Below are 22,549 nucleotides of genomic sequence, written 5' to 3' on the forward strand. Positions count from 1 at the left end.
CAACACCGCGATTTCGAAAGCGACTGCCGTAAGCCGCCACGGACTTGGCGCCGATCCGAACGCAAAGCGCCCGGCCCCCGCGCGGCGGCCCCCGCCGACAGGGTCGGACGGACGCGCGCGGCGGGAAGAGAGCGCGGCTGGTCGAAGATCAGCGGCGGCGGAAATTCTGCTGGCGGCGGGCGCCGGGCGGCGGGGCGTTGCCCTCGGCCTTGTGGCGGAAGTTGATGCGGCCGCGATCGAGGTCGTAAGGGGACATCTCCACCACCACGCGGTCACCCTCGATGGTGCGGATACGGTTCTTCTTCATCTTGCCGGCCGCATAGGCCAGAATCTGATGATCGTTATCGAGCCGCACACGGAAGTTGCCGTCCGGGAGCACCTCGGTCACCGTTCCTTCGAACTCCAGCAGTTCTTCCTTCGCCATATAGTCGTCTCCAGAGGCCCCGATGAGGGGGCAGAATTACCGGGCTTATCTCACGAAATCACCCGTACGCCCATAGGTAGATGCGCGCGGCGACGCATTTTCGCCATCCGCGCGCACCCGCGATCCATTCAATGCGTCTCAGCCGACCGGACGCTTGGCCCCGCCCGGACGGGAGTCCGAGCGCTGGCCGCGGTTCGGCACCGACTGCATGAAGCCGAGGCCGCCGATGTCGCCGGCGGGACGCTGGCCCCGCTCGGTGCGCTGGCCACGGCCCTCGGCCCGGGCCGGCTGGCCGGCGCGATGGCCTGCGCCCTGGGCGCCGCCGGCATCGGGACGACCTTCCGGACGACCACCGGCCGGACGACCCTCGCCGCGCGGCTGATGGGCACGCGCCGCCTGGGGCCGGCCCTCTTCCGAACGCGGCGCCCGCGACCGGCCTTCGCCGGACCGCTCGTCACCGTGGCGGGGACGCTGGCCGCGGGGATTCTGCCGGCCGGAGCGGCCGATATAATCCGAACGCTCGGAGGTCTCATCCCGCTCGTCGAGGATGATGGGCTCAAGCTCCGGCACCGCGAAGCGGGTGCCCGCGCCACGGCGGTCGCTGGCGGGAAGCTGCATCTTGATGAGCTTCTCGATGGACCGCAGGAACGCGCGCTCCTCGTGATCGCAGAAGGAGATAGCGATGCCTTCCCGGCCGGCGCGCGCGGTACGGCCGATGCGGTGCACATAGCTCTCCGGCACGTTGGGCAGGTCGAAGTTGATGACGTGGCTCACCCCGGTCACGTCGATGCCGCGGGCGGCGATGTCGGTGGCGATGAGGGTGCGGATCTTGCCTTCGCGGAAGGCCGCGAGCACGCGGTCGCGCTGGTTCTGCGACTTGTTGCCGTGGATCGCCTCGGCGGCGATGCCGGCCTTGGCGAGCACGCGCACCACCTTGTCCGCGCCATGCTTGGTACGGGAGAAGACGAGGGCGCGGTCGATCTCCTCGGTGGAGAGCACCTCGGCGAGGAGCTGGCCCTTGTTGGCCTTGTCCACCAGGATCACCCGCTGCTCGACCCGGTCAGCGGTCTTGGCGACCGGGGTCACCGCGACGCGCACGGGATCGCGCAGCATGGAGCCCGCCAGTTCGGCAATGGCGTGGGGCATGGTGGCGGAGAAGAACAGCGAATGCCGCTTGTGCGGCAGGCGGCGCACGATGGCGCGGATGGCATGGACGAAGCCCATGTCCAGCATCTGGTCGGCTTCGTCGAGGACGAGAACCTCGACCTGGTCCAGCTTCACCGCATTGTTCTCGACGAGATCGATCAGGCGGCCGGGGGTGGCGACCAGCACGTCCACGCCGCGGGAGAGCGTACGGATCTGCCGCCCCATGGGCACGCCGCCGATGGCGAGCGACACGGAGATGTTGGCATGACGGCCGAACCGCTCGAAATTCTCGACGATCTGGCCGGACAATTCACGGGTGGGCGAGAGCACCAGGGCACGCACCGACTTGGGCTCGGGGCGGTGCGGATGGCGCACCAGGCGGTCGAGGATGGGAAGGGCGAAGGCGGCGGTCTTGCCGGTGCCGGTCTGGGCGATGCCGATGAGATCGCGACCCGCGAGGATCTGCGGGATGGCTTCGGCCTGGATGGGGGTGGGAGTGACGTGCTGCGCTTCAGTAAGGGCGCGAACGATAGGCTCGGCGAGGCCGAGGTTCGAAAAAGAGGTCAAGCTCTGACTTTCATATGCGAACGACACCGGCGCACGCATGGGCGCAGCGCGGTTCGCGGGGATATTCGACATCCCGCGTGGCCTGGGGTGTCCAAAGGCAATCGTTGAAGTCGGGCAAAGCCGCTCGCGACGCTTCGAAAGGGGGAAGCTCCGGCGGTCTCCGCTACGCGGCCCGAGCGCGCTGCAAGGAGGATTGGGAATCCCTCCGGGGCGCTACGGCAGGGTGTATGACCGATCCCCATGACAATTTCAAGGCGGGCGCAGCTTTTTCGCCCAAGTCCTGCGGCATGACCCCTACGCCACAGGGTGACACCGGCGCCGCCTCTTGCGCGAGGGGAGCGGCCTTCCGATCTCTGCGGCTGGAGGAGACATGATCGACGTTCAGGCCATCATCGCTGTGACCACCGCATTTGTGCAGAACAACCACGGCCTTGCCGCGCCGATCGTGTTCGGCCTCGCCTTTGGCGAATCGCTTGCCCTGGTGTCCTTCTTCATTCCGGCCACGGTGCTGCTGCTGGCCATCGGCGCGCTGATCGAGGCGAGCGGGCTGCACTTCTTCCCCATCTGGCTGGCCGCCGCCAGTGGCGCGGCGCTGGGGGACGCCATCTCCTACTGGCTCGGTTTCCATTACAAGGAGCGGGCAAAGACCTTCTGGCCCCTGTCGAAGCGGCCGGACCTGGTGGCCCGCGCGGAGGACTTCTTCCACCGCTTCGGCGTGTGGGGCATCGCCATCGGCCGCTTCTTCGGGCCCGTGCGCGCAGTGGTGCCGCTGGTGGCCGGCGTGCTCGCCATGCGCCAGACCCATTTCCAGGTGGCGAACGTTGCCAGCGCAGCGGTCTGGGCCTTCGCCATGCTCGCCCCGGGCGCGGCCGCCTTCAAGCTGTTCGGATTCTGAGGGCGACGGCGGATCAGGCTTCGATGGATCAGGCTTGGATGGATCAGGCCTGAGCGGCCGGGTCCGCGCCGCGGCGACATGCCGCAACGCAGCATAAACGGTCGATTTCTGGTTCCGCGCGCCGGCTTGCCCCCCGCGCCCGGACGCACCGCCTCTTGTTTCCCCACGGCATGCTATATATGAACGGACATACCAAAGGGGACCTTTGTCATGTCCAGCTTCATTCTGCGCCGCGGCCTCATAATCGGCCTTCTGCTTGCCACCGCAAGTCTTGCTCCGGTCCGGGCCGAGGAGCCGGCCAAGGTATCGGCCGCAGGGGCCGAGACCACGGTCACCACGTTTGCCGCCGCAAGCCTCACCAATGCTTTCGAAGACGTGGCGAAGGCCTATGCCGCCAAGGGCGAGAAGGCTCAGGTGAAGTTCTCCTTCGCCGCCTCCTCGGCGCTGGCCAAGCAGCTCGAAGCCGGCGCCCCCGCCAGCATCTTCGCCTCCGCCGACCTCAAGTGGATGGACTATACCGACGGCAAGGGTCTCACCCTGCCGGCCACCCGCGCGACGGTCCTCGGCAATGCCCTCGTTCTGGTCGCCCCGGCGGACAAGGCCAAGCCCGTGACCATCGCCAAGGGCATGGACATCGACGCCCTGCTCGGCGCCAACGGCCGCATCGCCACCGGCCTCGTGGACAGCGTGCCCGTGGGCGTCTACGCCAAGACCGCCTTCACCAATCTCGGCCTGTGGGACAAGGTGGCCCCGCGCATCGTCGGGTCGGAGAGCGTGCGCGCGGCGCTCGCCCTGGTGGAACGGGGCGAAGTGCCTTACGGCGTCGTCTATGCGACCGACGCGGCCGTCGCCAAGAACGTGAAGGTGGTCGCGGTCTTCCCGACCGACAGCCACCCCCCGGTGGAATACCCCTTCGCCCTGGTGAAGGGCCAGGACACGCCCGCCGCCAAGTCCTTCTTCGCCTTCCTGCAGGGCCCGGAAGCCAAGGAAATCTACAAGAAGTACGGCTTCACGGTGAAGTGAGCCTCGCCCGAGGCACCAGTCCCCGCCCCGGCTGCTGCGGTCGGGCGGGAACGGGACTTGCTTCGCGACTTCGGCTTAAGCTCACGAGACGATAGAGCACAGGCCGATCGGCTTGCGACGCAAGCTGATCGGCCTGTGCTCTATCTCAGATTTAGAGGGCGATTCACCGGGCAAATGGATTCAATCTTGCTCGGTACGCGCTCTAAGCCCAGCACCGCCTTTACCCGGAAGACTGCCCATGCTCACCCCCGAAGAATGGACGGCCGTCAGGCTCAGCCTGGAGGTTGCCTTCTGGGCCACCATCTGGAGCCTGCCCCCCGCAATCCTCATCGGCTGGGTGCTCGCGCGCTTCGATTTTCCCGGCAAGGGCATCTTCGACGGCATCGTCCACCTGCCCCTGGTGCTGCCCAAGGTGGTGGTCGGCTATCTGCTGCTGATCACGCTCGGCAACCGCGGCTATATCGGCCAATACCTCCACGAGTGGTTCGGCATATCACTCATCTTCTCCACCGCCGGCGCCACCGTGGCAGCGGCGGTGGTGAGCTTTCCTCTCACAGTCAACGCCATCCGCCTCGCCATCGGCGGCATCGACCAGGGCATCGAGACCGCGGCGCGCACCCTGGGCGCGACCAAGCTCGATGCCTTTTTTACAGTCACCCTGCCGCTGATGATGCCCGGCGTGCTCTCCGGCTGCCTCATCTCGCTGGCCTCGGCTCTGGGCGAATTCGGCGCCACCATCACCTTCGTCTCCAACGTGGAAGGCCAGACGCGGACCATTCCGCTGGCCATCTACAGCGCCACCCACATGCCGGACGGCGACGCCATGGCGCTGCGGCTCACGGTGGTGTCGGTGATCCTGGCGCTCGGCGCGCTCGTTCTCGCCGAACTGGCGGACCGGCGCATCAAGCTGGCGCTGGGGCAGATATGATCGAGATCGACGTTTCCCTCGCGCGCAGCACGGGCTTTTGCCTGGAAGCCCATTTCGCGGCCCCGGACATGGGCGTGACAGCGCTTTTCGGCCGGTCGGGATCGGGCAAGACCACCATCATCCAGGTGGTCGCCGGCTCGGTGCGGCCCGATCGCGGGCGCATCCAGGTGGGCGGCGAGGTGTTCTTCGACAGCGAGAAGGGCATCGACCTGCCCATGGAACGGCGCGGCGCGGGCTACGTGTTCCAGGACGCCCGCCTCTTCCCGCACATGAGCGTGGACAGCAACCTGCGCTACGGCGAGCGCCGGGCCAAGCGAGAGATCACCATCCGCTTCGACGCCGTGGTGGACATGCTGGGCATCGGCCACCTGTTGAAGCGCCGGCCCCACACCTTGTCGGGCGGGGAGAAGCAGCGCGTCGCCATCGGCCGTGCCCTGCTCTCCCAGCCGCGCCTGCTGCTCATGGACGAGCCGCTCGCCTCCCTCGACGAGATGCGCAAGGGCGAGATCCTGCCCTATCTCGAGCGCCTCCGGGACGAGCTTCAACTGCCGATCCTTTATGTCAGCCATTCGGTGGAGGAGGTGCTGCGCCTGTCGGACGCGGTGGCCGCCGTGGCCGACGGCAAGGTGATCGCCTCCGGCGCCCTCGCCGACGTGCTGTCCCGGCCGGAGCTTCTGCCCGTGCTCGGCCGCTTCGACCTGGGCACCATCTTCGACTGCATCATCACTGCGCATAACGAGGAGTTCGGCCTCTCCACCGTCTCCTTCCCCGACGGCGAGCTTCGGGTGCCGCTGGTGGGTCGGCCGGTGGGCGCGCCCGCGCGTGTCCGCGTCCGCTCGCGCGACGTGTCGCTCTCCCTGTCGCGGCCCATCGACGTGTCGGTGACGAATCGCCTCTCCGGCACCATCGCCAGCATCACAAGGGCCGAAGGCCCGTTCGCGGACGTGGAGGTGGCGCTCGCCCACGGCAAGCTTCATTCGCTGGTGACGCAGGAAAGCGTGCAGCGCCTGGCGCTGGAACCGGGCATGGCGGTGTGGGCCATGATCAAGGCCGTGACCGTGGACAGCCGCCCGGCCGGCTTCAATTCGCCGGGGGCGGAAATCAGATCGCCTTCGCCGGTTTCACGGCCGCGCCAGCCGTCTCCGGCTCCTCCGGCTCTGCGTGTGATTGCGGGCGGAACTCCGCCGAAAGCGCCTTCGTGAGTTCGTCCACGGAGGCGCTGGTGGCTTTGGCCGCCTGACGCTCCATGGCACGGTAGAGGGCGATGATGCGCTCGCCGAAGGCGGTCACTTCCGTTCCCGCGCCGCGGCGGCCGGGAAAGGTCACGATCACCCGCTGCTCGAACATGCGGTCGAGTTCATCCACCAGAAGCCAGGCCCGGCGATAGCTCATGCCGATGGCCTTGGCGGCGGAGAGGATGGAGCGGTGCTCGCGGATCGCCTCCAGCAGCATGATCTTGCCCGGACCGAGGCGGCGACCATCGGGAAAATCGACGCGCAGAAACAGGCGGGTACCGACCTTTTTCGTCACTACGTCCCTCCTCGCGCGCCCGGCGCGGCATGGCGGAGGGTCATCATACCGGAAGAGCCCCCGGCCGGGAACGCTTTCCCGCAGCAAAGATGCGGCCGGAGGGAGCCACCCCTCCCGGGCCCGAAAGACGGGACATGCGTCCCGCCCGAACCGTCCGCGCCCCCGGGAAGTCAGGCCCGTGCCTGGCGGGCCGCACCCGTAGCGGGGGAGATGCGGCCGTTCACCACCGCCGACAGCAGGACGATGGTGGCCACCGTTCCGAGATAGGCGATCAGCTGCATGCCCGTGGGCTCGGCGCGATAGCCGACGAGGGTGCGCAGCACACGCCCCAGGGCGCTGTCGTTGGCGAGCAGCCAGCTGGTGTTCCACAGCGGATCGGCCAGGGACTGGATGAAGCCCGAATCCTGCAGGATGCCCACCACCTGCGCCGCGAGGCCGGCGGCAAGCAGGGTGATGATGATCGCCGTCACCTTGAACAGGTGCTTGAGCGGAATGGCGACCAGCCCGCGATAGAGCACCAGCGAGACCGCCGCACCGCAGGCCAGGCCCACGAGGCCGCCAAGGGCCACCGCGCCCACCGTCTCGTCGCCGGTGGTGGCAATGCCGTAAAGGAAGAGCACGATTTCCACGCCCTCGCGCAGCACGGCCATGCCCACCACGATGGCGAGCGCCGCCAAAGGCCGCCGCCCGCTCTTCACATCGCGCCCCAATTCCTTCATTTCGAGGACCATCTGCCGGCCGTGGCTTGCCATCCACACCACGGTCCACACCAGCATGACCACGGCGATGGAGAGGATGGCGGCGTTGAGGATGTCCTGGCCCGAGCCTTCGAAGGTGGAGCCGATCTGGTCGGCAAAAAGCGCCAGCAGCGCAGAGCCGGACAGGCCGCCCAGGATACCGAGACTGATCCACAGGCCGCGATGGCGGATGCCCTCCGAGGCGGCCAGAACAACGCCGGTGACGATGCCCGCTTCCAGCACTTCGCGGAAGACGATCAGCAGCGCGGCAATCATGGCAACCGTTCCTTCCTGGCAAGCATCCGGCCGGCTTCCGACTTGCGGGCCGCAATGCTCGCTCGGATACGACGAAAGACAAAGGGACGCGAAGATTTGAACATTTCCAAAACCGATAGAAACGGACGTAACGTAAGGATAAATTCTGCGAATGACTGGCGAGAGCTTACCACCTCCGTCGCCCCACTGTCATCCGGCACCCCCTTGTTTTGAATTGTTCAAATGACAAGAAACGACTATCGCCGGCCCGGCCCGCGGCGTTGTCCGGAACAGCCGAAGCGCCCGACGGCCCGGGAGTCGAGTTCTTGGCGCGGCACCGCACACTATCTCGGAGCATTGAACAGGCGCATAAATTGGCGTAACGTCACTCTACTGCCATCTGCGTCGTTTTGACTTGGCTCCGACAAGTCTTCGGGGCAGCGCCGAACAATGGAACAATTCCATTGTCTCGCCCGCCACTTGCCGCCCCATGGACGGATCCCTAAGGTCGGACGGGAGGGAGGCTTCCCCCCGCCCCTTTGCGAACATTCATTTCAAGGAGAGAAGGTTGATGCGCGCGCATGTTCTTGGCGCAGTCGTCGCCGCTTTTGCAGCCTTCGCGAGCCCGGCCCTGGCCGAAGCGCCCAAGGACGCCCCCAAGCCGCGCGATGTGATCGTCCACTATGCCGACCTGGCGCAGGCGATGTACGGGTCCTCCGCCGCCACGGCCCGGGACATGCAGAAGGTCATCCTCTCCTTCCTCGACGCGCCCAGCGCCGATACGCTGGCCAAGGCCCGCGACGCGTGGAAGGCCGCCCGTGTCTTCTACATGCAGACCGAAGGTTTCCGCTTTGGCAACAAGGCGGTGGACAAGATCGAGGGCGACGTGAACGCCTGGCCGCTGGACGAAGGCCTGATCGATTACGTGGACAAGAAGAGCTACGGCGAGAAATCGGACGAGAACCCGCTCTATACCGCCAACGTGATCGGCTCCAAGTCCATCCGCATCGGCAAGAAGACCATCGATACCGCCAAGATCACGCCGGAACTGCTGCACACCCTCAATACCGCCGGCGGCGTGGAAGCCAATGTGGGCTCGGGCTGGCACGCCATCGAATTCCTGCTCTGGGGCCAGAACCTGCATGATCCCAAGATCAATGCCGGCAACCGCCCCTATACGGATTTCGACCTCAAGAACTGTACCAACGCCAATTGTGACCGCCGCGCCGAATATCTCAAGGTCGCCACCGCGACGCTGGTGGCGGACCTTGACGAGATGGCCGGCCTGTGGGGACCGCAGGGCGCCGGCCGCACCGCGCTCCTGAAGAAGAAGGACAAGCCGGCGCTTGCCGTCATCTTCACCGGCCTCGGCTCCCTGTCCTACGGTGAACTCGCCGGCGAGCGCATGAAGCTCGGCCTCATCCTGCACGACCCCGAAGAAGCACACGACTGCTTCTCCAACAACACCCACAATGCGCACTATTACGACGAGGTGAGCATCCGCGACATCTATTACGGCCGCTATACCAAGCCCGATGGCACGGTCTTCTCCGGCCCGTCGGTGGCCGACCTGATCCGCGCGGCGGACCCCAAGATCGCCGACGAAATCGACCAGAAGTCGGATGCGGCCCTCGCGGCCTTGAAGAAGATCAAGGACACGGCCGATGCCGGTGAGATGTATTACGACGCGATGCTCGCGGAAGGGAATGCGAAGGGCGGCAAGCTGATCCAGGATGGCGTGGATGCCCTCGTCGCCCAGGCCCATGCCATCGAGCGCGGGGTTTCGGCCCTGAAGCTGCAGATCAAGGTGGAAGGCTCGGCCAGCCTCGACGATCCGAAGGCCGTGACGAAGAAGTGAGGCTGAGGTGATGATCTCGCGGCGGGCGGTCCTGCTCGGCGCCACGGCGGCGGGGGCGGCCAGTTTCGCCCCCTCCGCCCTCGGGCGCATGCCCCTCTCGCGCGACACGCTCCCCCCGAGCGCGCCGGTGCGGCGCCTCACCCTCTCCGCCGCGGAGATGGAGGTGCCGCTTCTCGGCCCCGACAAGCCGAAGACGCAGGGTTTCTGCGCCTACAACGGCACCCCCTTCCTCACCTGGCGCGCGCCGCTGGGCACCCGGCTGATGGTGGATTTCGAAAACCGCCTGCCGACCCCCACCACCGTGCACTGGCACGGCATCCGCGTGCCCAACGTCTCCGACGGCGTGGCACCTCTCACCCAGGAGCCGATCCCGGCCGGCGGGCGCTTCACCTACAATGTGCCCCTGCCCGATCCGGGCTTCTATTTCTTCCATCCCCACTGCGACGAAACGGGACAGGTGGGGCGCGGCCTCGTCGCCCTGCTGCTGGTGGACGACCCGGCCGAGGCCAAGCTCGGCTTCGACCTGGAACACATCATCGCGGTCAAGGACTGGCGGCTCGACGCGGACGGCCGCTGGCTGCCCATGTTCACGGACGAAGGCGCCTCCACCGCCGGCTCGTTCGGCACGGTGCGCGCCACCAACGGCTCGGTGACCCCGCCGCGGGTCGAGGCCCCTGCCTTCGGCGACGTGCGCCTGCGGGTGATCGTCGCCGATTCCACCCGCACCATCGAATTCGGCTGCGAGACCAACGACGCCGCCATCATCGCCGTGGATGGGCAGGCCCTCGCCCCGCTGCCCCTCTCCAGGCTGCCGGACGAGGTCTGGCGCATGGGTCCGGCCATGCGGCTCGACGTGCATGTGCGCATGCCCGGTCCCGGCGAGGAGGTGAAGGTCTTCGACTATCGCACCGCCGAGCCCTATCTGCTCACCACCCTGGTGGCGGTGGACAAGGGCAAGACGAAAGCGCCCTTCAAGCCCAAGGCGCTGCCCGCCGCCAAGGTGCCGCTGCCGGATATCAAGCGCGCGAAGAAGCGCGATTTCATCGTACAGACCGCCGCCGGCGCCACCGCCATCGCGCCGCCCCTGCCGCCGGACGATCCGCTGGCCAAGGCGCTGATCGATTCGTTCTGCGTGGGCGACAAGACCTTCTGGGCCATCAATCGCACCTCCTGGGGCGCGGGCGCCGACCTGCGGCTGCCGCCGCCGCTGGATATCCTGAGGGACGGCGACAGCTACCGGCTCACCATCACCAACGTGACCAAGCACGTCCATCCCATGCACCTGCACGGCCACGTCTTCCAGGTCCTGTCCTCCACCAGGAAGACCACCATCCCGCCCTATCTCGCGGACACGGTCATGACCGAGCCCAACGAGACGGTGGAGATCGCCTTCAAGGCCAACAGCGGCGACTGGGTGTTCCACTGCCACATCCTGGAACACATGGATTCCGGGCTCATGGGCTGGTTCCGGGTGGCATGATGGGGCGGATTGGTTTTCGGGTAGCCCTCGCGCTTGCCCTGTGGGCGACACCCGTTTCCGCGCAGAACATGGCGGCGGGCGCACAGCCGCTGGACAAGCTCGACCTCGCCATCGGCAAGGCGCTGTTCAAGCGGCCTTGGGTGCCCGCCCCCGCCTCCACCCGTGGCGACGACGGGCTCGGCCCCCTGTTCGACGCGCGCTCCTGCACCACCTGCCACCCGCGCGACGGCCGGGCGCCGGCAATGATCGAGGACGGCACGGCCGGGCGGGGCTTCGTGCTCATGATCGCCCGGCCGGACGGCTCCGGAGATCCGGTCTATGGCCGGCGCTTCCAGATCGATGCTGTGCCCGGCATCCCGCCGGAAGGGATCATCGGGGTGAAAGATACCCCGCTTCCCGATGGCCGCACCGCCCGCGCGCCCCATCCGCAGGGGCTGGGCTATGGCGCGCTCGATCCGGCGAGCGGCCTCTCCCTGCGCGTGGCGCCGGACCTGAAGGGGCGCGGGGCGCTGGCGCAGGTGCCCGATGCGGCCCTCCTCGCCATCGAGACGGAACAGGCCAAGGGCCAGGACGGCGTTTCGGGCCGCGCCCGCCGCATCACCCGTCCGGATGGCACCACCGCCATCGGCCGCTTCGGCTGGAAGGCGGGCCAGCCGGATCTCGCCAGCCAGTCGGCGGAGGCCTTCTTCCTCGATCTCGGCCTGTCCAATCCCTATCACCCGGAGCCGTGGGGCGACTGCACCCCCACCCAGGCCGCCTGCCGTGACGCCCCCCACGGCACCGCCAACCGCACCGGGGGCACGGCGGACGACGCCCTGGAAATCGGCCGGCCGCTGCTGGACCGGGTGGTGGCCTATGTGGCCTCGCTGCCGCCGCCGGAGCCAGAGCCCCTGCCCGAGCCGCAGCGCCGCGCGGGCGCGCGCCTCTTCGCCGCGACCGGCTGCGCCGCGTGCCATCGCCCGGCCCTGCCGACCCGCGACGGCGGACAGGCGCACATGTTCACCGACCTGCTACTGCACGACATGGGACCCGGCCTCGGCGACACCATGCCGGAGCCCGGCGCCGGCGCATCCCAATGGCGCACCGCGCCGCTGGCCGGCGTCTCCGAGGCGCTCGCTGCTCGGACGGGGTTGCTGCATGACGGGCGCGCGCGCACCATTCAGGAAGCCATCGGCTGGCACGGCGGGGAAGCGGCGGAGGCGGCGCGACGCTTCGGCGCCCTCCCCGCGCCGGACAAGGCTGCCTTGGTGCGTTACGTGTCTTCACTATAAGGCGTTTTCGAGCGAAATCGATATCGGTTCGCGTGAAGAAAACGCGTCAACACAAGACTCTGGAGCGATGGGCGTGAGCCAGTAGCGAACGGAAAACGCTCCAGTTGATGAGAGACGGTCGGATGTTTTACCGCTTTTCAGCCCCCACCCGCCGCGCGATCCTCGGCCTCGCGCTCGGCCTTGCACTCGCCCCGGCGGCTGCGCCGGCCCGGGCCGCCAGCCCTGCGCTTGATCCCGTGCCCCTCATCGAGGCCTGGCTTCTGCCCCGCTACGATGCCTTCGTCGGCGCCACCACGGAGCAGGCCGCCGCCTGGACCACCTTCTGCACCAAGCCCGAAGCGGCCGGCCTACCGGCGCTGAAGGCGGCCTATGGCAAGGCCGCCGATGCCTGGAACGCGGTGGAGTTCGTCACCTTCGGCCCCGTCAGCCTGTCGCTGCGGGCCGACCGCATCGCCTTCTTCCCGGACCGGCGCAACGCCATCACCCGCGGCCTCGCCGAGATCATTGCCGATGCCGACGCCGGCCGGCTGGAGCCCACCCGCTTCGCCCAGTCCAGCGCATCAGTACAGGGCCTGCCGGCGCTGGAGCGGCTGCTCCATGAGGAAGGCGCAGCCGATGCCCTCCTGACCGGCCCGGAAGCCGCGCGGCGCTGTGCCCTCGGCAGCGCCATCGCCACCAACCTCGCCGCCATCGCCAGTGAGATCCGCATGGGCTGGGGCGACAGGACATCGGGCGCGCTCGGTGCCGTCGTCTCCGGCAAGGGCGACCCCGCCCTGTTCCCGGATGCGGGCGCCCTGCCCGGCATGATCCTCACCGACCTCTCCGGCGCCTACCAGCGGGTGAGCGACACCAAGATCCTGCCCGTGCTCGGCACCGGCCCCGCCGAGGCCAAGCCCAACCTCGCCGACAACTGGCGCTCCGGCCGCTCGGGACGCGTGGCCGCCAACATGATCCGGAGCGCCGACGCCTTGCTGGTGGCCGTGGGCGCGCAATTGCCGAGCCGGCCGCAATATGTGGTCAACAAGGCCGCCACCGGCGCGGACGCCGCCGCCGACAAGCTGCCCGCGGACCTCGGCGCCGCCGCCGGCACCGCCCAGGGCGCCAGCGCGCTGCAGGCCGCCATCAAGACGTTCAAGGTGGCGCAGGCGAGCGTCTACAAGCCCGTCGCCTCCTATTTCGGCATCTCTCTGGGCTTCAACGCGCTGGACGGGGACTGAGCATGTCCCTGCGTCTCGACCGTGCCGGGCTCATGGACCACGCCAGGCTCATGGACCACGCCGGCTTCATGGGCCGGCGCGGCTTCCTGATGGGTGCGGCGGCGCTGCTTGCGGCCCGTCCGCTGGGCGCGGCCAGCCTTGGGGCCGATCCCCTCGCCGAAGGGTGGCTGGCGACGGCGGGCATGGGCGAGGGCTTCGCCGCCGTGGGCCTCGACAGCGCCTTCGCGGCCACCACCGCAGCGGAAACCGCCACGCGCCTGCATGGCATCGAGGCGAGCCCCACCGGCCCGCTCGCGGTGGCGGTGGGCCGGCGGCCGGGGCAGATCGCCCTGGTCTTCGACCGGCGGAAGGGCGGCATCGTCGCCACCCTCGCGCCCGGCGCGGGCCGGGTGTTCTCCGGCCACGGCCGCTTCACGGCGGACGGCAGGCTGTTCCTCACCAACGAGATCGAGCGCCCAGGCGAAGGCGCGCACGTGATGGGGAGGGGCGTGGTGGCCTTGCGCACCGTGGAAGGCGGCTTCGCCATCGTGGCCGAATGGCCGAGCGGCGGAGATGGCCCGCACGATCTGATGCAGTCGGGCTCCGCGCTTGTTATCGCCAACGGCGGCATCGAGCCCAACACCCCGGAGGCCCGCGACGCGGAAACGACCGGCTCGGGCATCTGCCTCCTCGACCCCGCCTCGGGCACCATGCGCGGCGAGGGCCGGCTCCCGCAGGACCTCGCCAGCCTGTCCCTGCGCCACCTCGCCCGTGACGGGAGGGGCGGCACGGTGGTGGCGGCGCAGGACCTGCTGAAGGATGGCGAGGCGCGCCCCCTGCTGTTCCGCATCGCCGGCGACGGGGCGCTCTCGGCCTTCGATGCGCCGGACGCGGAATGGCGGGCACTCAGGGGCTATGTGGGCTCCGTGGCCTACGACCCCTCCGGCCGCTACGTGGCATGCGCCTCGCCGCGCGGCAATCGCGTGGCCGTGTGGCAGGCGGACGGCCGCTTCGTGGGGGCCGTTACCCTCACCGATGGCTGCGGCCTCGCGGCGGGACGGGAAGCCGGCAGCTTCGTCGCCGCTTCCGGCTATGGCGAGATGATCCTGGTTTCGGCGGGTCCCGAGGGCGTCGGCATCGCCGCACGGCGCACCGGGGGCCCGCGCTTCGACAATCACATGGTGCGGATCGGCTGATTCATCTGCTCCGCGTGTGAAACCCGAACGCGGGCTTCACCGTTGTCTCCTGCGACTCCGCCGCGGGCGGACAAGAAAAGAAGAGGCAAGCCATGAACTGGGTGGTCCTGGTGGGCAGCGTGCGCAAAGGCTCCCTCAACGCGGCGCTCGCCCGCGCCCTCCCCGATCTCGCCCCCGAGGGGGTGAAGATCGATCTGCTGCCCTCGGTGGCGGACATGCCCATCTACGACGGCGACATCGAGACCGCCGGCTTCCCCGGCCAGGTCAGCACCGTGGGCGACCGGGTGAAGGCGGCGGATGCCCTCGTCATCGTGACCCCGGAATACAATTACTCCGTCCCCGGCGGGCTGAAGAACGCGCTGGACTGGCTGTCCCGCCTGAAGACCCAGCCGCTGAAGGCCAAGCCCACCCTCATCATGTCCGCCTCGCCCAGCACCATGGGCGGCGCCCGGGCGCAGTATCACCTGCGCCAGGTGCTGGTGGCGGTGGACGCCCATGTGATGAACGTGCCCGAGGTGATGGTGGCGCAGGCCCATACCAAGATCACCGACGGCGTGCTCACCGACCAGGGCACGCGCGACTTCGTCGGCAAGCAGCTCGCCGCCTTCGAGGGCTTCCTGAAGCAGGCGCAGGCGGCGGCCTGAGCGCCTCATCATTCCAATGGCCCGTGAGCTTGACTCATGGGTCATTGGTCAAGCCCGAGCGGCGCTTGAGCGTACCCACTTGGCATCGGTCGAAGACGAAAGGCCGACGGTATCAGTCGCCGTTATACTCCGCAAAGGAGAACGGCGTCTCGTAGACCCGCACGCAGGACAGCAACGGCAGGACCGGCTTCACCCGGTCCCAGATCCAGGCGGCGATGATCTCCGCGGTGGGGTTTTCCAGCCCCTCCACATCGTTGAGGCAGTAATGGTCGAGCTGCTTCAGCAGCGGCCCGAAGGCGGCTTCCACGTCGAAGAAGTCCACCACGAAGCCCGTCACCGCGTCCACCGGCCCTTCCAGCGTCAGGTCCACGCGGTAGGAATGGCCGTGCATGCGCCGGCACCGGTGGGTTTCCGGCACATGGGGCAGGAAATGGGCGGCCTCGAAGGTGAAGCCCTGGGTGATGCGCGCGCGCCGCGGCACCGGGGTGGCGCTCGAACTCATGGAATACCAATCATCTTGTGGGTCTGGAGGGACAGCCGCCAGCGCGGATGCGAGAGGCAATAGGCCACCGCCGCCTCGGTATTGCGCAGGCGGTCCGGCCCGTCCATGGGCTGAAGGAAGAAATGGGTGAAATCGAGCCCCGCCATTGCCTCCGGGTCGAGGCCCGCCTGCGGGTAGACCAGCTTCAGCTCATGGCCGCGCGTGAGCTTGAGGTCCGTACCGGCCTTGGGGCTCATGCAGATCCAGTCGATCCCGTCCGGCGCCTCGACCGTGCCGTTGGTCTCCACCGCGATCTCGAAGCCTTGGGCGTGGACCGCATCCACCACCGCCGCATCGAGCTGGAGCAGCGGCTCGCCGCCGGTGAAGACGACGAAACGGCGCTCGGGCGTGCCGGCGCCCCAGGTGCGGGTGATGGCGGCGGCCAGCTCGGCAGCGTCGGCGAAGCGCCCGCCGCCCTCACCGTCCATCCCGATGAAGTCGGTGTCGCAGAAGCGGCATTGGGCGCTCTCGCGGTCATCCTCCCGGCCGGACCACAGATTGCAGCCCGCGAACCGGCAGAACACCGCCGCGCGCCCCGCCTGGGCGCCCTCGCCCTGGAGGGTGAGGAACATTTCTTTGACAGCATAGGCCATGGGCCGATGCCTTTAGCCCGAAGGCGCGCGGGGGGGAAGCCGCCGCGGCGCCCGGCAGGTCCGCGCTTATTGCGCGGCCGGTGCCGGCGCCGGGGTGGAGGGCTCGCCTGCGACCGCGGCTGCAGCCTGCTGCGTGGGCGGCTGCTGGCGCAGCCGGTCGAGACCGCTGATGCGCACCCCCTGGAGGGCACCGTGGGACGAGGCAGAGGCGTCGCCGGGCGTCTCCCCCCGCAGCACGGAGCCCCGCAGTTGCGGCGCCATTTCCGCGAGCTGGGCGAACTTGCCGTGGTTGAAGCTGTCCAGCGCCTTCACGTCAGTCATGTCGACCACGACCGCGCCGAGGTCCACCAGCTCCGCGTCGTTGGAATATTCGCCCAGCCGCTGCTTCTTGCCGGCGATGAATTCGGAGAAGCCCAGCGCCTTGTCATCGCGCGAGACGATGACGACGAAGGGCTTCGCCGGCTTGCCGAAGCGCTTCAGCTGGCTCTTGAACACGTCCACGTCGATGTCCGGGGCGGCCAGGATGATGTTGCCCACCTTGTTCTGCGGCACCGGCTTACCGGAAATCCGGATCTGCCGCAGGGCCTCCACCGTCACCCAGTTGCCCATGGAGTGAGCCATGATGCTCACCTCGTCCGCGCCGCTCCCGAAGGCGAGGCGGATGGTGTCTTCCAGGTTGTCGCGGGCGGCGGTGGCGCTGTTGTTGTCGTAGACATAGGCCTCGGTGGTCGCCCGGGACGCCCAGGTGAACAGCACCGGCACGGCAGGCGCGTCCGCGTCATGCGCCATCTGGGCAAGGCGATAGAGCGCCTCGGAGAACTGCGTATTGTAGCCGTGGACGAAGATGAACACCTTCTTCTGGCCCGCGGGGCGGCGCGCCAGCTCGCTCTTCATGTCGCGCAGGAAGTCCTGCTGGGTGTCACGATAGATGGCCTCGTGCACCACCATGTCGGTGGCGGGGTCGCCGGTGCCCTTTTTCGGCCATTCGATCTCGCCCGGCTTGTGAGCGGGGGGGACGGAAAGGTCCACCTTCGCGAAATTGAGGGCGGTCGAGCGCTCGCCGTTGAAGATGACGCCGGGGCGTGGGTCCCGTTCACGGGTCGAGGCGACGAGGATGACATGCTCGCGGGCGCCCGGCGCCTTGGCGGTGGTGGGCGTCAGCGCCTCGGGGCCGGGGCGGTCGGAGCAGCCGGCGAGCAAAGTGAGGCACAAAGCCGTGGCGGCAAGGCGCATCCCGGTACGCCGCATGCCCGCCACTCCCGGCCGTCCCATGCCGGACACCGGCCTCACCCGCTCGAAAATCCGCACGTCGTCCCCTCCACGCGCACCTGTAACTGCGCCTTCATGGCACAGCAAAGCCGAGGATGCGCGGTAATTTGGCGCCAATGCTGAACGCCGGCTTGGCGGGAGGTACATGGCGGGGGAGTATCGCAAGGAAAGTCCGACGCTGCAGAAAAACAGCGTGCACTGCGGCACACTCGGCGCGCCATTTCAGGCATTCTTTCTTGCAGTTCAGCAAACCGGCTTTGCGGCTTCGAGTCTCGCCTAAGGGCGGTGGCGGCCCTATCTCCGACCCAACGCCACCACCGGAGGCCCGCCCTCCCCGGAGACACCCTTATGGAACTCACCGGCCTTCACCACGTCACCGCCGTCTCGGCGGACGCGCCCTACAACCACCGTTTCTATACCCAGACCCTGGGCATGCGCCTTGTGAAGAAGACGGTGAACCAGGACGACACCTCGGCCTATCACCTGTTCTATGCCGACGGCGAAGCCAGCCCCGGCACGGATCTCACCTTCTTCGACTGGCCGGTGCCCCGCGAGCAGCGCGGCAGCCATGCGGCGGTGCGCACCTTCCTGCGGGTGCGCGACGACGCGGCGCTGGACTACTGGGCCGGCCGCCTCGCCGATTCCGGCGTCGCCCACACCGGCATCGAGACCCGCGACGGCCGCGACATGCTGCCCTTCGAGGACCGGGAAGGCCAGCGCCTCGGCCTGATCGTGGATGGCGGGCGCGGCCCCGGCGTGCCCTGGGCCAGGAGCCCGGTGCCGGCGGCGCACCAGATTCGCGGCCTCGGCCCCATCGTGCTGTCAGTGCCGGATCTTGCCCCCACCGCCGTGGTGCTGACGCAGGTGATGGGGATGCGGGAGGTGCGCACCTATGCCAGCGAGGAGGGCCGCGCCATCCATGTCTTCGAGATGGGCGAGGGCGGCCCCGCCGCCGAGGTCCATGTGAAGGTGGAGCCAGGCCTTGCCCCCGCCGTGCAGGGCGCGGGCGCGGTGCATCACGTGGCGTTCCGCGTCACCACCTTCGATGAATACGACGAGTGGGCGCGGCGGCTGAAGGAGTTGCGCATTCCCAACAGCGGCAAGGTGGACCGCTTCTATTTCCGCTCGCTCTATTTCCGCGAGCCCAACGGCATCCTGTTCGAACTGGCCACCGACGGCCCGGGCTTCGCCGCGGACGAGGACGCCGCCCATCTCGGCGAGAAGCTGGCCCTGCCGCCGTTCCTGGAAGGCCGGCGGGCGGCCATCGAGGCCGGCCTCAAGCCGCTCTGAGACGCCGCCAAAACGGACAGGGGGCCGGTTCCGCCGGCCCCCTTTCTGATTCAGCCCCGCTCGTCCAGCGGATGGGTGCGCAGGCGCATGGGATCGTAGAAGGGCGTGCGGACCACATTGGCCTCGAAGCTCTCCTCGCCATCCACCACGCTCACGCCGGTGCCGAGGGCAGTCACGTCCGGCCGCAGCGAGACCAGGGCCAGCGACTTCATGAGGTGCCGGCTGTAGGTGGTGGAATTCACCACGCCCACCTCGGCGCCATCCTTGAAGATCTTCGCGCCGGGGGCGATGGCCCTGGCGGCAAGCACCTCCAGCCCGGCCTGGTGGGTGCGCTCGGTGCCCTTGCGGGCGAGGAGGGCCGCCTTGCCGCGGAAGTCCGGCTTGGAGAGGTCCACCGACCAGTCCATCAGCACCTCGAACGGGGTAGTGTCCGTGTGGGGCATGTCGAAGGGGAAGAACAGCAAGGCGCCTTCCACCCGCACGATGTCCAGGCAGTCCCACGACACCGGCATGGCACCGAACGGCTTGCCCGCCTCCAGGATCTGGTCCCACAGGGCAATGGCGTCCTTGGCGGCGCAGAACACCTCATAGCCCCGCTCGGCCGAATAGCCGCCGCGCGCCAGCGACACCGGCACGCCGAAGAGGGTGGTCTTGCCATGCCCGAAATAGGGCAGGCTTTTCAGGTCCATGGGGGTGTGGGGGGAGAGGATGTCGAGGGCCTTGGGGCCCTGCAGCGACAGGATGTGCACGTCGTTGTCGCGGGAGAAGGCGACCTCGAAGCCCGCGGCGACAAGGGGCAGCGCCTCTTCCAGCGCGCCGCCGCCGTGGGAAAGGCGGAAGGCGCCGTCGCCGTCCACATAGATCAGCACGTCGTCGATCAGCCCGCCGTCATCGCCCACGATGGAGGCGATCGCGGAGCGGCCGGCCGGCACCTTGGCGATGTCGGCGGTGACCAGCTGGTTCAGGAAGGCCAGGGCATCCTTGCCGCCCACATGGATGATCTTGAGGGCGGACACGTCGAACAGCCCCGCGCGGGTGCGCACCGCCTCCGTCTCCTCATAGGGATCGGTGGCGTAGTGCTGCGGGATCGCCATGTCGTTCCATGAGTCCTCGAGCTTCGACCCCAGCTCCCGGTGACGCTCGTTGAGGATCGATTGGCGCCAGATGGGTGCGCTCGTCATCCTGTCCCCCTCTCTCTTTTCAGCTGTCGGACAGCATTGAATGGGAAGGCGACGGGGTGCGATGCGCCGCACGCCCGCCGCGACGGGGCGCATCCTGTGCGGCACGACACTTCAGTGTCAATTGATTTTCCTGAGAAGAAATTATTTCGGCCCGATGGGCAATATCAAGGCAGGGCAAAGGCGCATGGCTGCTTGGCGCGGCCATTTCCGGCTGAAAATTGAGCGCTCTCACGCCTAACGAATGGGCTTGCACAAGCCGCGATCATCGGCACAGTGTTTCTACGGCGTCAAAAAAGTTCACTGAGGGGAACAGATCGCCGCCTTCGCGAGGATCGCAACTGCGGGACGGCCCGGTCTGGGCGCCGGCCCAGGCGGAGCTTGAAAAGCATGTCCGATGTCAAGATGTGGGGCAAGGAAGAATTCTGGGGTCTCGGGTTCGAGTGGGACCCCCAATGGCTGCTCACGCCGGCGCAGAAGGAGCTGCAGAAGAAGCTCATCGCCCTGTGCGAGACCACGCTGCGCACCAACGCCGTGGAGAGTGACGCCAACTACGTCTACCCCCGCAAGAATTTCGAGGCCCTCGCCTCCCTCGGCCTGCTGGCGCTGAACGTGCCGAAGGAACTGGGCGGACTGGGCGAGAACCACCTCTGCGCCGCCATGGTGGTGGAGACCATCGCCCGTTACGGCTGCCCCTCCACCGCCATGTGCTACACCATGCATCTGGGCGCCACGGCGGCCGCGCTCCTGCGCCACCACGACAACCCCATCCTCACCGACATCCTCAAGCGGCTGGATCAGGACGTGCTGATCGGCACGCTCTCCTATTCCGACCCGGAGACCGGCTCCCATTTCTGGTACCCCATCTCCTCCAGGGCGGAGGCCTTCGGCGACGGCTGGAAGGTGACCAAGAAGGCGTCCTGGACCACCTCCGGCGGCTTTGCCGACTGGTACATCGTGCAGACCACCAGCCCCGGCTTTGCCGGCGACTATTCGGACCTGTCCTGCTTCCTCGTCACCAAGGACGAGGTGAAGGCCAACCCCTCCGAATGGGACGGCCTGGGCCTGCGCGGCAACCAGTCCGGCCCCATCGTGGTGGAGAATGCCATCCTGCCGAAGGACGCCCTGGTCGGCCCCATCGGCGACGGCGCGAAATCCAATGACGAGGTGGTGGACCCGTTCTTCCTCACCTGCTCGTCGGCCTGCTGGAACGGCATCTCGCTGGCGGTCATCGACATCGCCAAGCGCCACACCACCCGCAAGACCCACAATGACGTGGGCATGCGCGTCGCAGACTATCCCACCATCCAGGACTATGTGGGCGAAGCGATCATGGACACCAACGCCTGCCGGGCGCTGGATTTCCAGATGGCGCAGGCGCTCGACGCCGTGACCAACAATTGCGACTGGTCCATCCACGCCGACGTGGACGCCCTGCCCCGCTCGGCCCTGCTGCACTGGCTGTGGCAGGTGAAGTTCGAGGCGGCCAAGAACGTGGCCCATGTGGTGGACAAGATGCTCCACGCCACCGGCGGCACCGGCTTCCGCCCGGCGCTCCAGATCGAGCGCTACCTGCGCGACGGCAAGGCCGGCTGGGTGATGGGGCCCACCAACGAGGTGCTGCGCCAGTTCGTGGGCAAGGCGTCGCTGCTCGGCTTCGGCTCGCTGGACTACTGGAACAAGTCCATCAACGAGCGGGTGCTGAACAACGAGATCAAGAAGATGGACGACGCCGAGAAGCGGGCGCTGGCCGAAAAGCTCCTCGGCGAGATCCAGCCCGCCAAGGTGGCGTGAACAAGGGTGTGTGAAACAGCGGGAGGGCGGCCCGCGCATGGCCCTCCCGCACCCATCCGGCAGCGGCGCCCCCAGAACTTCCGGGGCGCGTCGTCCCCCTCCGCGCGCGCGACATCAAGAGGGATTATCATGGATGGAGTGACCCATTTCAGAGAGTTCCGTTCTATGACCACCATTGATCTCGACGCCCGTCTCGATCCGCGCGAATTGCGCAACGCCCTCGGCCGCTTCGCCACCGGTATTGCCGTGGTGATGGCCAAGGACGCGGAGGGGCCCATCGGCGTCACCGTGAATTCCTTTTCCGCCGTGTCCCTTGATCCGCCGCTGGTCCTGTTCTGCATGGCGCGCTCGCTCCATTCCCTGGAGCGGCTGGAACAGGCGAAGGCCTATTCGGTCAACATCCTGCTGGAGAGCCAGCAGGACATTTCCAACCGCTTCGCCCGTGCCGGCGAGGACAAGTTCTCCGGCACGCCGTGGGAAGTCGGCCCCTCGGGCGCACCGCGCCTCGTGCCCGCGCACGCGGTCTTCGAGTGCGTGCCCTATGCCCATTACGACGGCGGCGATCATGTGATCTTCGTCGGCCGTGTGGTGCACATGCATGCCGAGGGTGAGGGCGATCCCCTGCTCTATTATCGCGGCAGCTACCGGCTGCTCGCGAGCCTCATGCAAGACAATTGAGACAGAGGGCTGAATGGACGCCTCCCTCCTCCCGCCAGGCCCCTCCCTGTCTCGTC

At 68.0% G+C, this 22,549-nt stretch carries 22 protein-coding genes; 14 read left to right on the forward strand and 8 right to left on the reverse strand.

The annotated features are described in order from the left end of the window. Positions 1 to 148 precede the first annotated feature (148 nt). Together infA and K9U41_RS06625 are read right to left on the reverse strand one after the other, a co-directional pair. The gene (gene infA, locus K9U41_RS06620; RefSeq protein WP_012115181.1) at positions 149 to 424 is read right to left on the reverse strand and encodes a translation initiation factor IF-1; all 276 of its coding nucleotides are present in this window, start codon (positions 422 to 424) and stop codon (positions 149 to 151) included. 138 nt (positions 425 to 562) lie between these two features. Beyond that, positions 563 to 2,176 (reverse strand): DEAD/DEAH box helicase, encoded by a 1,614-nt coding sequence (locus K9U41_RS06625; protein WP_282640082.1) that lies wholly within the window; start codon positions 2,174 to 2,176, stop codon positions 563 to 565. 331 nt (positions 2,177 to 2,507) lie between these two features. On the opposite strand from K9U41_RS06625, the gene K9U41_RS06630 reads away from it, so the two are divergent. The 4 genes from K9U41_RS06630 (at position 2,508) to modC (ending at position 6,185) form a co-directional block, all read left to right on the forward strand. Next, the gene (locus K9U41_RS06630; protein WP_282640062.1) at positions 2,508 to 3,032 is read left to right on the forward strand and encodes a DedA family protein; all 525 of its coding nucleotides are present in this window, start codon (positions 2,508 to 2,510) and stop codon (positions 3,030 to 3,032) included. Between the two features lie 210 nt (positions 3,033 to 3,242). After that, entirely contained in the window at positions 3,243 to 4,055 is an 813-nt protein-coding gene (gene modA / locus K9U41_RS06635) for a molybdate ABC transporter substrate-binding protein (RefSeq protein WP_282640063.1), read from the forward strand. A 238-nt stretch (positions 4,056 to 4,293) separates the two neighbouring features. Beyond that, complete coding sequence (modB, locus tag K9U41_RS06640; protein ID WP_282640064.1) at positions 4,294 to 4,983, forward strand: molybdate ABC transporter permease subunit; 690 nt, start codon at positions 4,294 to 4,296, stop codon at positions 4,981 to 4,983. Then, on the forward strand, positions 4,983 to 6,185 hold the full coding sequence (gene modC, locus K9U41_RS06645; protein WP_432715744.1) for a molybdenum ABC transporter ATP-binding protein: 1,203 nt from the start codon (positions 4,983 to 4,985) through the stop codon (positions 6,183 to 6,185). Before modB ends, modC begins: the two co-directional genes overlap by 1 nt. Here the strand turns inward: modC and K9U41_RS06650 are convergent. Next, positions 6,085 to 6,513 (reverse strand): winged helix-turn-helix domain-containing protein, encoded by a 429-nt coding sequence (locus K9U41_RS06650; protein WP_282640066.1) that lies wholly within the window; start codon positions 6,511 to 6,513, stop codon positions 6,085 to 6,087. The genes modC and K9U41_RS06650 overlap by 101 nt on opposite strands. A gap of 170 nt (positions 6,514 to 6,683) precedes the next feature. Then, on the reverse strand, positions 6,684 to 7,526 hold the full coding sequence (locus K9U41_RS06655) for an FTR1 family iron permease (protein WP_282640067.1): 843 nt from the start codon (positions 7,524 to 7,526) through the stop codon (positions 6,684 to 6,686). A 550-nt stretch (positions 7,527 to 8,076) separates the two neighbouring features. Between K9U41_RS06655 and K9U41_RS06660 the strand changes: the two genes are divergently transcribed. From K9U41_RS06660 to K9U41_RS06685, 6 genes are all read left to right on the forward strand, one after another. Continuing rightward, positions 8,077 to 9,363, forward strand: a complete 1,287-nt coding sequence (locus K9U41_RS06660; RefSeq protein ID WP_282640068.1) for an imelysin family protein — start codon at positions 8,077 to 8,079, stop codon at positions 9,361 to 9,363. A 10-nt stretch (positions 9,364 to 9,373) separates the two neighbouring features. Continuing rightward, on the forward strand, positions 9,374 to 10,843 hold the full coding sequence (locus K9U41_RS06665; RefSeq protein ID WP_282640069.1) for a multicopper oxidase family protein: 1,470 nt from the start codon (positions 9,374 to 9,376) through the stop codon (positions 10,841 to 10,843). Between the two features lie 68 nt (positions 10,844 to 10,911). Further along, a complete protein-coding gene (locus tag K9U41_RS06670; RefSeq protein ID WP_282640070.1) occupies positions 10,912 to 12,114 on the forward strand; it encodes a di-heme oxidoredictase family protein in 1,203 nt (400 codons plus the stop codon). 122 nt (positions 12,115 to 12,236) lie between these two features. Beyond that, positions 12,237 to 13,331: an imelysin family protein gene (locus K9U41_RS06675; protein ID WP_282640071.1), complete on the forward strand. Its 1,095-nt coding sequence runs from the start codon at positions 12,237 to 12,239 to the stop codon at positions 13,329 to 13,331. A 2-nt stretch (positions 13,332 to 13,333) separates the two neighbouring features. Next, positions 13,334 to 14,506 carry a DUF1513 domain-containing protein gene (locus K9U41_RS06680; RefSeq protein ID WP_282640072.1) on the forward strand — a complete coding sequence of 391 codons (1,173 nt, stop codon included), beginning with the start codon at positions 13,334 to 13,336 and terminating at the stop codon, positions 14,504 to 14,506. A gap of 92 nt (positions 14,507 to 14,598) precedes the next feature. Then, positions 14,599 to 15,150, forward strand: a complete 552-nt coding sequence (locus tag K9U41_RS06685) for an NADPH-dependent FMN reductase (RefSeq protein ID WP_282640073.1) — start codon at positions 14,599 to 14,601, stop codon at positions 15,148 to 15,150. Positions 15,151 to 15,262: 112 nt separating this feature from the next. Here the strand turns inward: K9U41_RS06685 and queD are convergent, their stop codons facing one another. The 3 genes from queD to K9U41_RS06700 all read right to left on the reverse strand — a co-directional run bounded on the left by queD (position 15,263) and on the right by K9U41_RS06700 (position 17,592). Beyond that, positions 15,263 to 15,652 carry a 6-carboxytetrahydropterin synthase QueD gene (queD, locus tag K9U41_RS06690; RefSeq protein WP_282640074.1) on the reverse strand — a complete coding sequence of 130 codons (390 nt, stop codon included), beginning with the start codon at positions 15,650 to 15,652 and terminating at the stop codon, positions 15,263 to 15,265. After that, a complete protein-coding gene (gene queE, locus K9U41_RS06695) occupies positions 15,649 to 16,284 on the reverse strand; it encodes a 7-carboxy-7-deazaguanine synthase (protein ID WP_282640075.1) in 636 nt (211 codons plus the stop codon). The genes queD and queE overlap by 4 nt, the downstream gene beginning before the upstream one ends. Positions 16,285 to 16,350: 66 nt before the next feature. Further along, entirely contained in the window at positions 16,351 to 17,592 is a 1,242-nt protein-coding gene (locus K9U41_RS06700; RefSeq protein WP_282640076.1) for an alpha/beta hydrolase, read from the reverse strand. Between the two features lie 309 nt (positions 17,593 to 17,901). Between K9U41_RS06700 and K9U41_RS06705 the strand changes: the two genes are divergently transcribed. Further along, positions 17,902 to 18,843, forward strand: a complete 942-nt coding sequence (locus tag K9U41_RS06705) for a ring-cleaving dioxygenase (RefSeq protein ID WP_282640077.1) — start codon at positions 17,902 to 17,904, stop codon at positions 18,841 to 18,843. 50 nt (positions 18,844 to 18,893) lie between these two features. Here K9U41_RS06705 and K9U41_RS06710 read toward each other — a convergent pair whose 3' ends face one another. Further along, the gene (locus K9U41_RS06710; RefSeq protein ID WP_282640078.1) at positions 18,894 to 20,024 is read right to left on the reverse strand and encodes an aminomethyltransferase family protein; all 1,131 of its coding nucleotides are present in this window, start codon (positions 20,022 to 20,024) and stop codon (positions 18,894 to 18,896) included. A gap of 61 nt (positions 20,025 to 20,085) precedes the next feature. Here K9U41_RS06710 and K9U41_RS06715 point away from each other — a divergent pair, with 61 nt between their 5' ends. The 3 genes from K9U41_RS06715 to K9U41_RS06725 all read left to right on the forward strand — a co-directional run bounded on the left by K9U41_RS06715 (position 20,086) and on the right by K9U41_RS06725 (position 22,493). Continuing rightward, complete coding sequence (locus K9U41_RS06715; RefSeq protein WP_282640079.1) at positions 20,086 to 20,262, forward strand: hypothetical protein; 177 nt, start codon at positions 20,086 to 20,088, stop codon at positions 20,260 to 20,262. Positions 20,263 to 20,411: 149 nt separating this feature from the next. Continuing rightward, entirely contained in the window at positions 20,412 to 21,815 is a 1,404-nt protein-coding gene (locus tag K9U41_RS06720) for an acyl-CoA dehydrogenase family protein (RefSeq protein WP_282640080.1), read from the forward strand. 165 nt (positions 21,816 to 21,980) lie between these two features. Next, complete coding sequence (locus K9U41_RS06725; protein WP_282640081.1) at positions 21,981 to 22,493, forward strand: flavin reductase family protein; 513 nt, start codon at positions 21,981 to 21,983, stop codon at positions 22,491 to 22,493. The last annotated feature ends 56 nt before the right edge of the window (positions 22,494 to 22,549 follow it).

Source organism: Xanthobacter autotrophicus, assembly GCF_029991245.1.
Taxonomy (GTDB): Bacteria; Pseudomonadota; Alphaproteobacteria; order Rhizobiales; family Xanthobacteraceae; genus Xanthobacter; species Xanthobacter autotrophicus_C.

Bases quoted from the DNA above. Each gene is read 5' to 3' on its own strand.
- modA (WP_282640063.1), top strand. From the start codon at position 3,243: ATGTCCAGCTTCATTCTGCGCCGCGGCCTCATAATCGGCCTTCTGCTT.
- K9U41_RS06665 (WP_282640069.1), top strand. From the start codon at position 9,374: ATGATCTCGCGGCGGGCGGTCCTGCTCGGCGCCACGGCGGCGGGGGCG.
- K9U41_RS06725 (WP_282640081.1), top strand. From the start codon at position 21,981: ATGACCACCATTGATCTCGACGCCCGTCTCGATCCGCGCGAATTGCGC.
- K9U41_RS06670 (WP_282640070.1), top strand. From the start codon at position 10,912: ATGGCGGCGGGCGCACAGCCGCTGGACAAGCTCGACCTCGCCATCGGC.
- K9U41_RS06655 (WP_282640067.1), bottom strand. From the start codon at position 7,526: ATGATTGCCGCGCTGCTGATCGTCTTCCGCGAAGTGCTGGAAGCGGGC.
- K9U41_RS06710 (WP_282640078.1), bottom strand. From the start codon at position 20,024: ATGACGAGCGCACCCATCTGGCGCCAATCGATCCTCAACGAGCGTCAC.
- K9U41_RS06660 (WP_282640068.1), top strand. From the start codon at position 8,077: ATGCGCGCGCATGTTCTTGGCGCAGTCGTCGCCGCTTTTGCAGCCTTC.
- K9U41_RS06705 (WP_282640077.1), top strand. From the start codon at position 17,902: ATGGAACTCACCGGCCTTCACCACGTCACCGCCGTCTCGGCGGACGCG.
- K9U41_RS06625 (WP_282640082.1), bottom strand. From the start codon at position 2,176: ATGCGTGCGCCGGTGTCGTTCGCATATGAAAGTCAGAGCTTGACCTCT.
- queD (WP_282640074.1), bottom strand. From the start codon at position 15,652: ATGAGTTCGAGCGCCACCCCGGTGCCGCGGCGCGCGCGCATCACCCAG.
- K9U41_RS06675 (WP_282640071.1), top strand. From the start codon at position 12,237: ATGTTTTACCGCTTTTCAGCCCCCACCCGCCGCGCGATCCTCGGCCTC.
- infA (WP_012115181.1), bottom strand. From the start codon at position 424: ATGGCGAAGGAAGAACTGCTGGAGTTCGAAGGAACGGTGACCGAGGTG.
- queE (WP_282640075.1), bottom strand. From the start codon at position 16,284: ATGGCCTATGCTGTCAAAGAAATGTTCCTCACCCTCCAGGGCGAGGGC.
- modB (WP_282640064.1), top strand. From the start codon at position 4,294: ATGCTCACCCCCGAAGAATGGACGGCCGTCAGGCTCAGCCTGGAGGTT.
- K9U41_RS06715 (WP_282640079.1), top strand. From the start codon at position 20,086: ATGCGCCGCACGCCCGCCGCGACGGGGCGCATCCTGTGCGGCACGACA.
- K9U41_RS06720 (WP_282640080.1), top strand. From the start codon at position 20,412: ATGTCCGATGTCAAGATGTGGGGCAAGGAAGAATTCTGGGGTCTCGGG.
- K9U41_RS06685 (WP_282640073.1), top strand. From the start codon at position 14,599: ATGAACTGGGTGGTCCTGGTGGGCAGCGTGCGCAAAGGCTCCCTCAAC.
- K9U41_RS06680 (WP_282640072.1), top strand. From the start codon at position 13,334: ATGTCCCTGCGTCTCGACCGTGCCGGGCTCATGGACCACGCCAGGCTC.
- K9U41_RS06630 (WP_282640062.1), top strand. From the start codon at position 2,508: ATGATCGACGTTCAGGCCATCATCGCTGTGACCACCGCATTTGTGCAG.